Consider the following 15147-nt stretch of genomic DNA (forward strand, 5'->3'; position numbering starts at 1 on the left):
GGTGGGTACGACGAACGGGCGCGGCTCCGGCGGGTGGTGGGCCGGGCGGCGGGCGGTGGTACTGGGCGCCGGGGTTCCCGGTGCCGGTGATGCTGGTGGTGCTGCTGGTGCTAGTGGTGCGCGGGTTCGGGCAGCTGGGCGGCGGCGCTTTCGCCGGCGCCGCGCGCGGAGTGCAGTCGGTGCGAGCCGGCCCGGTCGACCTTGCCGCTCGCCGTGAGCACCAGCTCCGGCACGACGGTGATCCGGCTGGGCACCAGATGGCCGGGCACCCGGTCCCGCAGGTAGGTCCGGAGCTCGGCGCCCAGGGTCCCGGCCGCCGCCGAGGCGCGCGGGACGACGTACGCGACCAGCGCGGACCGGCCGGCCAGGGTCGTCCCGGTGACCGCGACCGCGTGCACGCCCGGGTGTCCGGCGAGGTGCGCCTCGACCTCGGCCGGGTCGACCCGGATCCCGCGCACCTTGAACTCGCCGTCCAGGCGCCCCTGGTGGGTCAGCACGCCGTCCGGTGCCCGGCCCACCCGGTCGCCGGTGCGGTACCAGCGCACGCCCTCGGCGTCCTCGGTGAAGCGGTCCGCGGTGGCCTCGGGCAGTCCGAGGTAGCCGAGCGCGACCGCGGGCCCGCCGATCAGCAACTCGCCCTGCTCGCTGAGCCGTTCGTACACATGGGGCAGGGCACGCCCGATCGGCACCCGGTCGCCCGCCGCCCACGGCCGGTCCCGTACGGCCGCCAGCGGCCCGTGCAGGTCGACGGCATGGGTGATCAGCGTGGTCTCGGTGGACCCGTAGGTGTTCAGCAGCCGGACCCGCCCGGTGTCCAGGGCGGCCCAGTCGGCGAGCCGGGCCGGGTTGGCGGCCTCCCCGCCGATCACCAGCAGCCGGACGCACTCGGGCAGCGCCAGGCCCTCCTCGGCGAGGTGGAGGACGAGTTCGTGCCAGAACGCGGTGGGCAGGTCCAGCACACCGATCCGCTCCCGCTCCACCATGCGCAGGAAGCGCGGGAACGAGCCGGAGTGGGCGTCGCGGTCGAGGACGAGCGCGGCGCCGCAGGTGAGGGTCGGGAGGATCTCCTCGAAGCAGGTGTCCCAGTTCAGCGAGGCGAACTGCAGCACCCGGTCCTCGGCGGTGAGGCCGAACAGGGTGCGCAGCGATTCCACCGTGGCGGAGATCGCCCGGCGCGGTGTGACCACGGGTTTCGGCTGCCCGGTCGAACCCGAGGTGAAGAGCAGGTACGCCGGGCGCTCCGGCTCGGTCCGCTCCGGTGCGGTCCGCGTGTCGGTGGTCGTGCCCGGTAACTCGACGACGCGCATGCCGGGTTGCGCGACGCCCCCGCCCACCGCCGTCCGGCAGCCGACCGAAGCCAGCATGTCCTGCCGCCGCTGCGGCGGGAACGCCGGGTCGACCGGGCAGTACGCCCCGCCGGCGGCGAGGATGCCGAGCAGCGCGACGACGGTGTCCGGCGTGTGTGTCGCCGGAACGGCCACCACGCCGGGTGCGGTACCGAGGTGGTGGGCCAAGGTACGTACCAACTCCCCGAGTTGGCGGTAAGTCAGCGCGTCCCCGTGGTGGACGATCGCCGGTCGTTCGGGATATCGGCGCACGGTTTCCGTGAACGCGTCAATCAGGTCGGAAGTGGCCCCGTGGATGTTGCGGTTATTTGTCATGCCCGCCCCAAAGAATGCCGTGCGAGCACTTGTTCGGTACTCGGCGGACCGGGACTCTACCGGCCCGGACTGCGGAGCCACAATGGCTGTTGAGGATGTCGCTTCAAGGATGTGTGGTTGACATGTGAACGGGGCGAGGTCTGTCTCGGCGGTCTCCTGGGGTTCAAGTGACTGCGCAGAGTGATGACTTGCTCACCCGATGCGCCGGTATGACGGCGCCGTTCCATGAGGAGATCGCACACCGTCCACTTGGACGACCTATTCCCGTGCGGCCGAAATCCCCGGCGCCACAGGCATTTTCCCCGCCGCCCCCGGGTCGCCCGCTCCGGCCGTTCCCGCTGCTCGCGGCCGTTCGCTCCAGGTGCGGCAATTCCTCGACGAATTGACGCACAATCAGTTCCACCGGGCCGATCGAAGACGGATGGATCGTCCACCCGTGGACCGCGCACCGCGTCCGCGGCGAAGAACTTGGCAGCCGGCCGTGCGGCGGGTCGGTGTGGCGAATTGCCCGGTGCGGCTGTGTCGTGCCACCCGCCGCTGTCATCATCGTTCCGACTCTCGAAGGGGGAACGATGAGTAACGATCCGTCACACCCGCCGCGCTCCGACGAGCCGGTGGTTCCGCCCGCACCTCCGCACCCGCCTCGCGTCGTCGCCGCCCGCTCCGGGCGCTGGTCCGATCTCGCGGCGATCGTGACGGCCCTCACCGGCGTGGGGGGCCTCGCGCTCGGCTTCCTGGGCCTGCCCGCGGTGATCAACTCGCCGACAGCGGCACGCCCGGTGGTGACGACGACCGTCAGCGAGACGGTGACGGCGACCGTCACCGTCACCGCCACCCCGAGGGCCACGTCGCCGGCCGTGCCTGACGCGACGAACGGGTCGGCGGCGGGCACGGCCGACACCCCAGCGGCATCAGAAGCGGCTGCTCCGGTGGATCCCGGCTGGCTGATCACTTACAACGGTCAGTACGTGGTGGACCGCGAGGTCGACCTGGACCCCAACAACCCGAGCAGCGGCTGGCCCCAGCGCACCGATCTGAGGATCACCGGGGTCGTCGGCGGCAAGGCCTACCTCGCCCCGGACAACGATGCGGTGCTGGCCCGGGTCCCGGACGGGGAGCCGGTGCCGGGGCCGAAGCGCTGCCAGGAGATCGCCTCCACCCTCAGTGACGGCCGGATCGTGATCCCGGTTCCGGGCGACCGGTTCTGCCTCCGGACCGCCGAGGGATACCCGAGGTACTTCAAGGTCCTCTCCGTCGACAACGACGCCGAGAAACCGAAGCTGCGGATCGACCTCCTGGGATGGGCCGGGCAGTAGACCGCGATCCTGGCGCCCCCGCGAGGCCGTCGGTGCCGCTGCCGCGGTCGGCCCGCCGCGAGAAGGTGCGGCGGGCCGGGGGTGTCGGGTCAGGAGTCCACCACGTTCGCGAGCGGCAGGCCCGAGAAGAAGGCCACCGCCTCCTCGCGCCAGTGCGGGCGCCAGGTCCCGGCCTCGGCGGCCGCCGCCTCGGCGCAGCGGCGCATGTCGGCCCGGAGCTTCCGGTCCACGCCCAGCCGCCGGGCCAGCTCGCGGATCCGCTCGACCGTCGCGGCCGGGCAGCGCGGGTCGCCGAGCGCGGACTCCACCAGGGTCCGCTGCTCCTCGTCGGCGGCCGCGAGCAGGGCGCTCACGGCGTAACTGCGGCGCCCCGCGCGGAGGTCGGCGCCGGTGGACTTGCCGGTGCCGGCCTCGTCGCCGAACAGGTCGAGGTAGTCGTCGCGCAGTTGCCCGCCGATGCCGACCGGGATCGCGTAGCGGCGCAGCCGTGCGTCCTCCTCGCCGCCGAGGCGCTCCCCGGCGGCCAGTAGCCCGAGTCGCAGCGGCGCGAGCACGGAGTACCGGGTGGACTTGTACTCGCAGACGGTGTGCAGGAACTCCTCGTCCGGGATCCGCCGGAGGTCGCGTTCGAGGTCGACGATCTGGCCGGTCACCGTCTCGGCGCCGGCGTCCAGTTGTACCTCCAGCATCGCCTGCCGCAGCTCGGCGGGGACGTCCGCCTCCAGCAGGACCCGCATCGACAGGAAGGCGGCGAGGTCCCCGGCCAGGACGGCCAGGCCGAGCGCGGTGCGGTCCGCCGCCGGGAACTCCTGGCGGTAGGCGTAGTAGGTGGACGGGCCGCCGCGCCGCAGGGGCGCGTCGTCGATGATGTCGTCGTGGACGAGCCCGTGCGTCTGCAGCAGTTCGATGCTCAGCGCGGCCTCCGCCAGACCGGGCACCGGGTCGGTGGTCACCAGCCGGGCGGCCTCGTACAGCAGGGCGACCCGCAGCCGCTTGCCCCCGCGCAGCGAGAGGTCCCGCAGCAGCTCCAGGCAGCGCGGGGTGAAGCGGCTGAGCGCGGGTGTGTCGAGACGCTCCGGCAGGGCGTCGAAGTACGCCTCGAAGCGGAGGTCGAACCGCCGCCGGTGCCCGGCGGCCCGCTCGCGGGCAGCGGCCATGATCGTCTCGTTCACGCCCCCACCCTCGCATCCGCCCGCCCCGCAGCCGCAGCCACCCCCGAGGTCGCCACCGGCCCGGCCGCGGAAGAGCTGCGTCGTTCCCCCGATTCGGGGAATCGGTGTTCGGGGAGCGGTCTGTGAATGTGCTCGTGCGAGTGCTTCGTCGGCGAAGCGCCCGAAGTGTCATCGGCGCCGAATCCCGGGAATCCTGGCGGGCGAACGCCCGAACCGCTCGGCGGAGTTGTTTCCGGTCAACCGCCCGTCACCCGGCGCTCGCGCCGCCCCGACCCCATGGCATCGTGGACACGTCAAGTCTTCGTCCCTGCGATGCGGGAGCGCCCATGGAACGCGGCAGCGGAACACTGGACCTCGTCGACGGCGAGTGCGAGATGGCGTACGGCGCGGCCCGGCCGAGACTGCGCGAGTACGTGCTCGGCTACCGGGGCTACCGGCTGGAGTCGGACCGGCCCCGCCGCCGGCTGGAAGTGCCCACCGACGTGGTGACGTTGACGGTCGGCTTCGACGGATCGCTGCGGCTCACCGACGCCGTCGCCCCCACCGACAGCGGATCCTTCGGCTCCGTCCTCGCCGGGCTGCGGCGCACCGCGACCGTCGCCGAGCACAGCGGTCGGCTGCACGGCCTCGCCGTCTCGCTCACCCCCCAGGGCGCGTACCGCATCCTCGGCCCGGCGCTCGGGGACCTGGACGGCCGGTGGATCGAGGCGGGCGCGGCCTTCCCCGGCCGGGGCCCGCGCGAACTCGTGGACCGGCTGCGCGAGTCGCGGACCTGGACGGAGCGGTTCGCCCTGCTGGACGCCTACTTCGACGCGCGGTTCGCCGACGGGCGGGTCTGGGACCCCTCGGTGAGCTGGGCCTGGGAGCAGCTCCGCGCCTCGCACGGGCGGATCTCGGTGCGCACGCTGGTGGACAGCACCGGCTGGAGCCGTCGGCGGCTGGAGCAGCGTTTCCGCGAACACCTCGGCCTGGCACCGAAGCAGGCCGCCGACATCCTCCGCCTCCAGCGGGCCCTGCTGACCTACGAACGGCGGCCCGGCTGGGGCGGGGCCCGGATCGCCGACCACTGCGGCTTCTACGACCAGGCGCACCTGGTGCATTCGTTCCGCGCCATGGTGGGCTGCCCGCCGACCGCGTTCTTCGCCTCCCGCCGGGCCGCGCAGGCCCCCGAGCCGACCGACCGCCTGGCCGGCCGGATCACCACCGCCATCGAGTTCGTCGACGGCGGCCCGGACCGCTGACCGGAGTGCGCATTTTTACAAGCCCGGCCCGCCGCCCGCGCGGCATCCTGATCCGACGGGGCGGCGACGGGGGAGCCGCCCCCGAATTCGTCCGCCGTCCGCTGTCCGCCGCTGTCTGCCGCCGACCGCCGCCCCGCAGCCTTTCGGACCCGCCGGGGGACAGGAGTGGGAAGTCGGCCCTGTCGACTTCCCACTCCCGCTCCCGTCCCTCATCCCACGCCGCACAGGCCCGTGGTGCGGCGACCGGTCCGCGCACGGCACGCCCCACCGCGCCGTGCGGGAGCCCTCGGCGCAGCGGCCCCCCGACCGCAGACCCCGCGCCGCGGGCGACTCCACCGTCCGCGCAGGAAGTCGGCCCACCCGACTTCCTGCGCGGACGGGGCACCGGGCTCGGCGCCCCCGAGTCGCGACGGCCCCCTCAGCTGTACGCGATGCGTTCGACCTCGAAGAGCTGGGCGGCACCGATCCGGCCCTCCTCCAGGGAGAGCAGCCAGGTCACCGACGTGCAGCCGGGAGCCGACCGGTGCGTGGTCGACGTGCAGCCGTCCGGTGGTCAGGAGGCGGACGGGTACCGGTCCGTCGGTGGCGGAGGGCGGCCGCCTGCGGAACGCCATCGACGCCGATCTGTCCGGCTGGTAAGTTCCCGCGGAGGTGCTTCCTCGTCCCGAGAGAGTGGGTTCTGTCCATGGCGTGCCGGATCAGTGAGATCGTGCTCCAGTGTCACGACCCGGAGCTGCTGGCGCGGTTCTGGTGCGAGGTCCTTGACTTCGTCGAGCTCGACCGGGAGGCGGAGGGCTGCATCGAGATCGGCCCGCGCGAGGGGTTCGGCGGCCCGCAGGCGACGATCTTCCTCATCCGCACCGACCTGCCGAAGCCCGGGAACAACCGGCTGCACATCGACGTCAACCCCACCGACCGCGACCAGGCCGCCGAGCTCGAACGCCTCCTCGCCGCCGGGGCCGTCCCGGTCGACGTCGGCCAGCCGGAGGACGCGACCTGGCACGTGCTCGCCGACCCGGAGGGCAATGAGTTCTGCCTGCTGAAGACCCGCCTCGCCCCCGTCTGAGCGGCGCCCGCCCGCCGGGACCTCAAGACCTCCTGGGCGTCCGGCGAGGAGGGCCTGCTGCGGGACTCGGCGGTCTTCCACTCCACAGCGGTCGTGTTGTCGCGCGGTGGGGCCCTCGGCAGTGCCGAGGGCCCCACCGTTCTTCGGCGTCCCGGCGGGTGAGTGGTTCACGGACGGCGTGAGGGCGGTCGAGTAGGTGTGTCCGGCGGCGACAGCGGAGCCGGACCGATGATGTACGGCCATGACCACCAAGCCCTTCCCGTCCGAGCTGCGCTACTGGGGCACCGGCCGCTGCGCGGCCTACGTGAAGATCGGCCCCGGCGAGCTGGACTACGAACGCGAGCTCGCCGGTTGCGCCTACGCCTCAGTGCACCTGACCCCGCCGCCCCGTGGCAGGGCGGCGGGGCCGGTGTCCACGCGGCTTACCTCGGCTTGCGCGGTACGGTCCCTGTAGCCACGAGGGAGGGTGAGCGGTGCTGGAGGAACGGGAGACCATCGGCAAGCGCGTGAAGCGCCAGCGCCTACGGCTGGGTATGCCGCAGGCTGACTTGGCCGCGGCGATGGGCAGAACCCAAGGGTGGGTGTCCAAGGTCGAGAACGGCAGGGTGGAACTCGACAGGGCAAGCATCATCAACCAGCTTGCGGCGGCTCTTCACTGCCACCCCAACGACCTGATAGAGCGTCCGTACGTGGCGGGCAAGTCGTCCGAGAACCAGTGGCAGGTGTCAGCCTCGGGCATCTTGCGTGAGCTGCGCCGCTACGACTTGACTCCGGTTTTCGACGGCGCACCCCGTCCGTCTGCGGAGCTGTGGCGTGACACGCTACGTCTTCACCGCCTCCGCGATACGGCATCGAACGTTGCCGTCCTGCGGATACTGCCGGACATGCTCCGCGAAGCGCGTGCGCTCGCTGAGGTGTCCACCGGCCGAGAGCGGGAAGAGGCGTTCTCGGTCTATGCGGTGTGCTGCAAGTTTGCCCATACGTCGGCTCACGCCCTCGGGCATCCGGAGCTGATCACAATGGCGTGTGAGCGTGCAGCCTGGGCTGCTCGGCTTTCAGGTGATCCAGTGCTTCCCGCCGTAGCTGACTGGATGCGGGTATGGGACATGTGGGCCAGCGCGGACTGGTCCGATGCCATCGTATTGTCGGATCGGGCGCTGGGCTCAATTGAGCGGCAGTACCGCGCAGGTGATCCCTTGGCCGTGCGCGCATGGGGGACACTGCACCTGAGGGCCGCCGTCTCTGCCGCTCGCGCAGGTGATCTGCCGGTTTGCGAAGATCACATCGAACAGGCCCGCGAGGCAGCGGGCCGGCTCACTGAGCAACCGACCTTCGACCGGCACTCCCTGACGTTCTCGCCCGGGAATGTCCTGGTCCATGCCATCTCTGTGCAGGTGGAAATGGGGGATCACTCGCAAGCCTTGGTGCTCGCCGAGCGATCCGATCCGGCAGAGATCGAGGCGCTGCCGAACTCGCGGCGCGGCCACCATTGCATGGACGTGGCTCGGGCCTGGCTCTGGGACGGAAACCGGGACCGAGCTTTGGCGGAACTCGAAAGAGCGGAGCGGATCGCCCCGCAACTGATCCGCAACCATCCCATCGCCCGCGCCACACTCAGGAAGATCGTTTACGCCGAACGGACCGCTACCCGTGAGAGGTTGAGGCGCATGTCCGACCGCTTCCACCTGGACGGATAGGGCTGTATTCCACTGATTCATACTCAGGTGTAATCGCCCGCGTACGTTCTGTCGCATGAGCGGACAACGTACGGGGACCGGACCAGGACGACTCCTCTCAACTCCCGGCAGTGCTTGTGTCGATGCGGCGTTGGACTTCGCCGCCGATCTCGGCGCCACCGCCAACCTGAGCCGAGACGGGACCGCTGACCCCGCCCTCCGCGCCATGGCGCAGGGAGCCGGCGAGAACGTGCGGTACGACCAGAACGGCCAGACCCCGGGCTGACCCTCCACAGCTCCCGTCCAGTCGGTCGAATGAGGGTCCTCGCCAGGACGGGGTTCCACCCCTGCCTCACGGCAGGTACTCGCTGCACTCAGGCGTGCAGCGGGAGCACCACCGCTGGTCCCCGGCGGGATGTGGGCGAATGTGCACGGCCGACCCGTCAGACGTGATGGGCGCTCCGACACCGCTTTGCCCCGCCCGCTCGTCCGACGGGACACCCTTTCCTGCGGGGGTGGGGACCAGCAACTGTCCGCCCCGGTCGCCCTTTCTGTGAGACGACCGGGGCGGGCAGGCCGCACCGATGTACGGCCCGGAGCGTCGTCCGATGCCCGGTTCTCTCCATCGTGAGGAGTAGTCATCGTGAGCACGCCGACCGAGCGCCCCCCCGGTCCGACGGCGCCGGAGACCACCACCACGAACGCCACCTTCGAGTAGAGGAGAGCACCAATGTCCAAGGTCATCGAGTCCAAGCACAAGGGCGCCGAGAAGCCCCCGCCGAAGCACGCGGGCAAGCCGGCCCCGGAGACCCCGCCCCCCACCCCGACGTCCAAGTGACGTCGATCCACCCGGGCGGGCCCGGACCTGAACAACCCGAGCCCCCGCACCGGCAGCCCTCGCCGTCGCCGAAGCCCTCCCCGGCACCGGGAAGCTGACACACTGGGTGGCCCCCGCGCGTGTGACTTGTGCGGGGGTCACCCTCTCTGCAAGGGAGCGTAAGTGACGGTTCAGGACAGGTTCTTGATCGCCTACGAGTCACGGCACTACGAGGATGCGGACTGGGGAGCGCGAGCCGACCGGTGGACGGCATCGTTCTACACCGCTGCCGACACCACGGTGTTCGGTACGGCAGTGATCACCCGAGTGGTTCCCGGTGTGACCCCGAACCCCCGGGCGGCGCTGGAGGAGGACCCCGGCCTCCTCGACCGCATCCCGCGGGTCATCTTCACCGAGAACGGCGGCATGGTCCCCGAGTTGGCCAGGATGCGCCCCTCGCTGCTGCTGCTGCTGGAGTCGGTCCACGTCACTGACAAGTGGCGGGGTAAGGGCGTAGGAATGCGCTTGGCGGTCGCTGCTCTCCGACAACTGGCCGTCCCCGGGACCGTGGCCGTCTGCTACCCGGCTCCCATTCATGATCACGGGCCGGACGAACCGTGTTCGTACGAGTCGGACGATCCGGAGATCCGGCGGCCGGACGAGGAGGCGGTGGCCAGGCTCCAGAAGGCGTGGGAACAGCAGGGCTTCGCACCGTTTGACCAGGCTGTCTACACCATGGCGTTTGTCTGAGGCCGTCCGATGCGACCAGCGAGCACGGGGAGGCTCGGCCAGGGGTGCGGGACTGGCTCCCTGCTCGGGGCTCAGGGTGAAAGCATGTCCATCATGACAGGTCAGCGCCGCTTTTCGTAGGACGGAACGCACAGTTCGCGAGGCTTGTCCGGTCTGTTCCCCAGCGCTCAGAATCTCCTTCGTCCGTCATCCGGAGACAGGGGGAACGATGACGATCGATCACGACGCGGTGCTGCGGGCCCGAGTGCTGCTGCTGGGGTCCGGGCGGTTGTGGCCGGAGGAACTGGTCGGGGCGTACCGGGTGCTGGCCGAGGTGAGTCCGCAGGTGTACGGGCCGAAGTTGGTCGACGCGCTGCTGACGCTGTACTACCGGAGCCGGGATCCGAAGGTGGACGTCGCGCTGTCCGCGGAGGCATACCGGGCCGCACGCGGGATGGAGGCAGGGGCGCCGGACCGGGCGGAGCGGTGGTGCCGGGCCCTGGACGCCTATCAGGCCTCGCTGTTCGCCCTCGGGCGCAGGGCGGAAGGCCGCGCGGTCTGCGAGGAGTTGGCCGCGGCCGGCCGCAGTGGGCGGCTGGCGACCGTGCTGGCCGAGGAGGGGTGCTTCGGGGAAGCCGCGGAGCTGGACGAGGCGGCCGCCCGGAAGGCGGCCCGGGAGGGCTCGTTCAGGGACATGGTGCGGTGGGCGGCGAACCTGGAGGGCGCCGGGCTGCACGATGCCGCGTCGGCCGTCTTCCGCGAGCTCCTCGCGGAGACCCGGCGCGAGGCGGCCGAAGAGGGCACCGGCCTGCCGGTTCTCGTCGGGGAGCTGGTTCACTTCGCCCGGATGCGGGAGGCCGTCGGGGACGGGGAGAGTGCCGCGGCCGCCCGGCGGGAGGCCCTGGGGGTCCTGGAGGGACTCGCGGCCACGGGCGGGCCGAGGAGTTCGAACGGCCTCGTCGAGCGGTGGAGCACGCTCTTCGTCCTGTCGGGGCGGGCGGCCGAACCCGCCGCGAGCCCGGAGTCACCGATGCCGCCGTTCGGCATGGAGCGCGGCTGGTCGCGCGACGTCAGGGAGGGCTTTCTCGGCATGCTGCCGGACCTCGAAGCGGAGGCGGTGGGGCTGCGCGAGGCCGAGCGGCTGCCCGAGCTGGTCGACGTCCAACGCAGGATCAGCGTCCGCGCGGCCGTCCGCGACGGCGACCACCACTATCTGTTCGAGGAGCGGTTCGCGCCCCTTTTCGACGAAGGGGTGGCGCTCGCCCGCCGCCTGCCCGACGATCCCGCACGCCTCGCCCGCGCTCTCACCGACCGGTCGATGTTCCTTGTCGCGGCAGGATCCTTCGAACGCGCGTATGCCGACTACGCCGAAGCTGCTTCAGTGCTCCACTGAGGCAGGTCCGTTCGGTTGCCGGCCCGTCGCAGCGATCTGCGACGGGCCGGCGGGGCTGCGCGTCGGCGGGGAGGTTTCAGCGCAGCAGCTTCAGGGGTGACCGGCCGGCGGTGTCCTTGGCAGAGGGCGCCGCCGAGGCCGCCCCGGCACCGTCCGCGCCGCACGCCGCCTTCAGGAAGAGCGCGTCGATCGCCGCGCCGGTCTCGTCGGTCTCCGCGCCCTCCAGGAGGTTGAACGAGAGGGCGAACTGGCGCGAGCCGTCCTTCGCGCCCAGCAGGATGGTGTTGTAGCCGGGGATGCCGCCGGTGTGGCCCCAGACCTCGCCGCACGGCAGGTCGTAGCGGATCAGGCCCAGGCCGTAGTGCGCGGCGATCGTCGGCGCCGGGACGACTGTCGTCATCTCGGCCAGCCGGGCGGGCGTCAGCAGCTTGCCGCCGAACAGGGCGGCGTGGAAGCGGTCGAGGTCGGCGGTGGTGGAGATGCCGTTGCCGGCGGCGTCCGCGACGGTCGGGTTGAGCCGGGTGACGTCGGCCGGGCCCTCCGGCAGCTGGATGTACCCGTGCGCGTGCGGGCCGGGGATCCGGGCGGAGGAGTTCGGGAACGTCGTGCTGTCGAGGTGCAGCGGTTCGACGATCCGCCGCTCCACCTCGCGCTGCCAGGTGCGCCCGGTGACCTTGCGGATGATCATCCCGGTGAGGATGTAGTTGGTGTTGGAGTAGTACCAGCCCTGCCCGGGCTCGAAGTACGGCGGGTGGCCGACGGCGGCGGAGACCAGTTCCTCGGGCCGGAAGTCCGTCCAGCGCCCCTCGGCCAGGTATGCGCGCAGGCTCGCCTCGTCGTGGTAGAGGAACCGCGGGTCCTCCAGGTAGTCGAACAGGCCGCTGGTGTGCTGCAGCAGCTGCCGCAGGGTGATCGCGCCGCCGTTCGGGACGACACCCGGCAGGTAGCGGTCCACCGGGTCGTCCAGTCGCAGCCGGCCCTCGTCGGCCAGTTGGAGGACGACGGTGGAGACGAAGGTCTTGGTCACGCTGCCGATCCGGAACCGGCTGTCGGTGCGCACCGCGCGCCCGGAGTCCAGGTCGACGACCCCGGCGGCGTCGCGCCACGGCCGGCGGCCGTTCTCGCGCACCTCGCCGAGCGCGGCCGTCGCACCGCCGCGCTCGACCAGGGTCCGCAGCTCCGGGCCCAGGTCGACGGACGGCCCGGGCCGTCCGGCCTCCGCCACGGCGGAGGGCACCCCGACCCCCGCCGCCACGGCGGCCGTCGGGGCGAGCGTGGCGACCGTGGCTCCGGCCACCGCGACGGCGGCGAGCCGCAGGCCGAGCCGGTCGCGACGACGCGGCCCGGCCCAGTGGTTGGCGTTCATGGTGTTCCCTCCCGGACCCGACTCCCGGGCCTCACCGCCACGTTCGCATCCGCACCGCCGTACTCGCGTCGTCCTGCGGAAGGCCCTGCGGAGCCTCTGTACTGCCTCTGCGCGGCGACTCGCGGTCCACCCTGGGACGGGGAAGGAGAGCCACGAAATCCCCTTTGAGGAGCTTGACTTGACCTTCCGTCCAGGGTGGGGGAGGGCGGGACGGAAAGTCGACGGCGCCGAGTTTCCGTGTCGCCGCCGTGCTGCGACCCGGACACGGTTCCGTCACGCCGGACTCCGCTCGACGGTTGCCGCGTAGCCTCGCTGCCATGGCCGAGACGGATGGCGGGGGGCCCTCGCCGACACCGGAACCCGTACCTGAACCCGTACCTGAACCCGTACCTGAATCCGAGCCCGAGCCCGAGCCCGCGTCCGAGCCAGCCGGGCCCGGGATCACCTTCACGATCGTCGACCTCGGCAAGGTCCTGGTCGGGGCCATGACGTTCGTCGCTGCCCTGGCGGGGCTGATCCTCGGCCTCCGGGCCGAGGTCCGGGCGAGTGAGGACCACGGGCGCACGGTGGAGGAGGACCAGCGCGTCAGCGAAGCCCGCCGGAGGGCAGCCGTGGAGCGTACCTACTTCTACGAGACCAACACTGCGGCGGTCATCGTCAACAGCAGCGACCGGGTGATGTCCATGCGTCTTGTCCTTCCGCAGAAGGGCATCTGGTGGGGTGAGGTCCAGCCGGCCCCGTGCCGCCAGGTCGTCATCCCCTTCGAGGAGCTTCTGGCGTCGATGAAGGCGGCGGCGCCGTCGGTCGGGCTGGGCCCGGCGGACCTGGCGCAGCTCCAGCTTGAGGTCACCGACCCGGCCGGACTCGTGTGGCGCTGGGACAGTGCGGGAGCTGTGACTCCCCTCCCTCCAGGCACTCGGCCGCCGAGCGCGGGACGCGTCGACTACGGCGAGCAGTGGATGGCGGACGCCAAGAGCTCACCGGTCTGCACCGCATCCTGACGGGGCGGCCGCACCCGCTACCGGGCTCGTCAGTAGCGCCGCAGGACCACCGGCACCCAGGGGCATTGCATGTTCGAGATCGGTCCGGTTCGCCGGTCTTGTGATGTGATGTCATGTCTCGTTCTGGGGATGGTTGTCCCCCGGAACGCAGTGCAGGCACAGTGCCGGCGATCATGTGGTTGTCGAGACCCATGAGAACCGAGCGAGACCGTGCCTGCCCGAACATCATCGCCCATGCCCGCCGGGCCGGGACACCTGACCCTCCAGAATCGCGCTGTCACCCGACAGGATGCCGCTGACCTGCGGCGCTTCCTGATCTGGGTTCCCGACCCACGCAGTCGGCGGGGGCGGCGGTATCCGATGCTCCCCCTGTTGTGCGCGGCAGCTTCGGCCGTGCTGGCCGGTGCCCGTTCCCTCATCGCGATCGGGGAGTGGACAACGGACGCCCCGCAGTCGGCCCTGGAGGCCCCTCCTACGGAGTCTTCTCCACTCCGCAGAGGACTCCATAGGAGGGGTCAACCGATCCCGCTACGCGCACTTGCGGATGGTCACCCGGCCGCCGTTCTTGGTCATCTCACTGGAGTGCGGCGCGAGACAGAGCCCCGTCCACTGGTTGGCGAAGGTGTAGGTACCGCTGATCCTGGTCGGGTTGACCGACCAGAGCTGGTTGCCCGAGTCCCAGCGGGTCTCGCAGCCCCACCACATGAGCTGGGTGTTCTGGCCGGGCGGGGTGCCGTTGTTGTAGGGGACTGTGAGGCAGTAGCCGTTGTTGTTGCGGATGGTGAAATAGCCGTTGCTCGCCTTGACGGCGTTCCATTTCTGCGCGGCCCCGCCGTCGCAGGTACGCTGCACCACGAGCCCGCCGTTGGGGACGGTGGGGCCGATGGCCAGGCACTTGCCGCTCAGCAGGTTCTTGTAGGGAGCCTTGCCGCCGGCCGACCACATGTCGTAGGTCTTGGTGGTCGGCGGGTCCTGCCCGCAGATGTCCCTCAGCTCCGTGTCGGTCATCTTGCGGCTCTGATACAACCAGGCGAAGGACCGGCTGGTGTCCGGCACCCGGACGACCGCGTTCTTGACGAGCTCGTTCTTGTTGCCGTCGTAGCGGGCATCGATGTCGACGACCGCCTCGATCAGCGGCTCCTTGACCTCGATCCAGCCGACGCTGCCCAGGGGGACCGCGGCGGTGTGCGTGTGGGTGTCGCTGGTGCTCCAGGTCCAGCTCCAACCGAGCTTGGGCCCGACGGAGGCCTCCCAGTCACCGAACTTCTTCTTCCCGCCGATGTCGAGGCCGAAGGAGAAGCTGGTGGAGGAGCTCTTGGTTCCGGCGACGCTCACGCTGCCGCTACTGGTGCAGCCGTAGGCGATGGGGCTCTTCCCACTGCCGAGCTTGTCGGGCATGGTGGCCTCGCCCCATACTTGCTTGCTGCTTTTGAAGGTGAGGTAGCACTCGGGGTCCCAGTAGATGATGTCCCCGGCCTGCGTGGGCCTCGGGTCGGCGCAGTCCTCGGCTACCTGCGCGGGCGACTTGGCCGCTACCTGCGCGGGCGACTTGGCCGCCGCGAACGCCGTCGGGGTCAGCGGGAAGCAGCTCATTATCAAGGCGAGCAACACGATCATCTTCTTCACGTTCTTCACGAGGCGTGAGCTTAGGGATCATGAATGGCCGCTGAGGGAACGCCGTATGTATCCCAGGGGCATTGCATGGTTGC

12 protein-coding genes and 1 pseudogene are annotated in these 15147 nt (G+C 71.1%); 9 read left to right on the forward strand and 4 right to left on the reverse strand.

Features of this window, described 5'->3' with window-relative positions:
- Positions 1–110: 110 nt before the first annotated feature.
- Positions 111–1661: an amino acid adenylation domain-containing protein gene (locus ADK60_RS03080; RefSeq protein ID WP_063783023.1), complete on the reverse strand. Its 1551-nt coding sequence runs from the start codon at positions 1659–1661 to the stop codon at positions 111–113.
- 572 nt (positions 1662–2233) lie between these two features.
- On the opposite strand from ADK60_RS03080, the gene ADK60_RS03085 reads away from it, so the two are divergent.
- Positions 2234–2977, forward strand: coding sequence for a hypothetical protein (locus ADK60_RS03085; RefSeq protein ID WP_159400286.1), 744 nt, complete (start codon positions 2234–2236; stop codon positions 2975–2977).
- An 89-nt stretch (positions 2978–3066) separates the two neighbouring features.
- On the opposite strand, the gene ADK60_RS03090 is transcribed toward ADK60_RS03085, so the two are convergent.
- On the reverse strand, positions 3067–4134 hold the full coding sequence (locus tag ADK60_RS03090; RefSeq protein WP_053643013.1) for a polyprenyl synthetase family protein: 1068 nt from the start codon (positions 4132–4134) through the stop codon (positions 3067–3069).
- Positions 4135–4475: 341 nt separating this feature from the next.
- Here ADK60_RS03090 and ADK60_RS03095 point away from each other — a divergent pair, with 341 nt between their 5' ends.
- The 6 genes from ADK60_RS03095 to ADK60_RS03120 all read left to right on the forward strand — a co-directional run bounded on the left by ADK60_RS03095 (position 4476) and on the right by ADK60_RS03120 (position 11071).
- A complete protein-coding gene (locus ADK60_RS03095) occupies positions 4476–5390 on the forward strand; it encodes a helix-turn-helix domain-containing protein (RefSeq protein WP_053643015.1) in 915 nt (304 codons plus the stop codon).
- Positions 5391–6075: 685 nt separating this feature from the next.
- A complete protein-coding gene (locus tag ADK60_RS03100; protein ID WP_053643017.1) occupies positions 6076–6456 on the forward strand; it encodes a VOC family protein in 381 nt (126 codons plus the stop codon).
- A 241-nt stretch (positions 6457–6697) separates the two neighbouring features.
- On the forward strand, positions 6698–6910 hold the full coding sequence (locus ADK60_RS03105) for a hypothetical protein (protein ID WP_053643023.1): 213 nt from the start codon (positions 6698–6700) through the stop codon (positions 6908–6910).
- 19 nt (positions 6911–6929) lie between these two features.
- Complete coding sequence (locus tag ADK60_RS03110) at positions 6930–8153, forward strand: helix-turn-helix domain-containing protein (RefSeq protein WP_053643026.1); 1224 nt, start codon at positions 6930–6932, stop codon at positions 8151–8153.
- Positions 8154–9132: 979 nt separating this feature from the next.
- Positions 9133–9699 (forward strand): hypothetical protein, encoded by a 567-nt coding sequence (locus tag ADK60_RS03115; RefSeq protein ID WP_053643029.1) that lies wholly within the window; start codon positions 9133–9135, stop codon positions 9697–9699.
- A 208-nt stretch (positions 9700–9907) separates the two neighbouring features.
- Positions 9908–11071 (forward strand): hypothetical protein, encoded by a 1164-nt coding sequence (locus ADK60_RS03120; protein ID WP_053643031.1) that lies wholly within the window; start codon positions 9908–9910, stop codon positions 11069–11071.
- Positions 11072–11147: 76 nt separating this feature from the next.
- Here the strand turns inward: ADK60_RS03120 and ADK60_RS03125 are convergent, their stop codons facing one another.
- Positions 11148–12437: a serine hydrolase domain-containing protein gene (locus ADK60_RS03125; protein WP_053643034.1), complete on the reverse strand. Its 1290-nt coding sequence runs from the start codon at positions 12435–12437 to the stop codon at positions 11148–11150.
- 317 nt (positions 12438–12754) lie between these two features.
- Between ADK60_RS03125 and ADK60_RS45570 the strand changes: the two genes are divergently transcribed.
- Positions 12755–13438, forward strand: coding sequence for a hypothetical protein (locus ADK60_RS45570; protein WP_053643036.1), 684 nt, complete (start codon positions 12755–12757; stop codon positions 13436–13438).
- 234 nt (positions 13439–13672) lie between these two features.
- Positions 13673–13894 (forward strand): annotated as a pseudogene (locus ADK60_RS47410) (transposase family protein); the annotation flags it as partial.
- Positions 13895–13966: 72 nt separating this feature from the next.
- Here ADK60_RS47410 and ADK60_RS03135 read toward each other — a convergent pair.
- Positions 13967–15073: an RICIN domain-containing protein gene (locus ADK60_RS03135; protein ID WP_053643038.1), complete on the reverse strand. Its 1107-nt coding sequence runs from the start codon at positions 15071–15073 to the stop codon at positions 13967–13969.
- Between the last annotated feature and the right edge of the window lie 74 nt (positions 15074–15147).

The sequence above is a fragment of the Streptomyces sp. XY431 genome, assembly GCF_001279805.1.
Classification (GTDB): Bacteria; Actinomycetota; Actinomycetes; order Streptomycetales; family Streptomycetaceae; genus Kitasatospora; species Kitasatospora purpeofusca.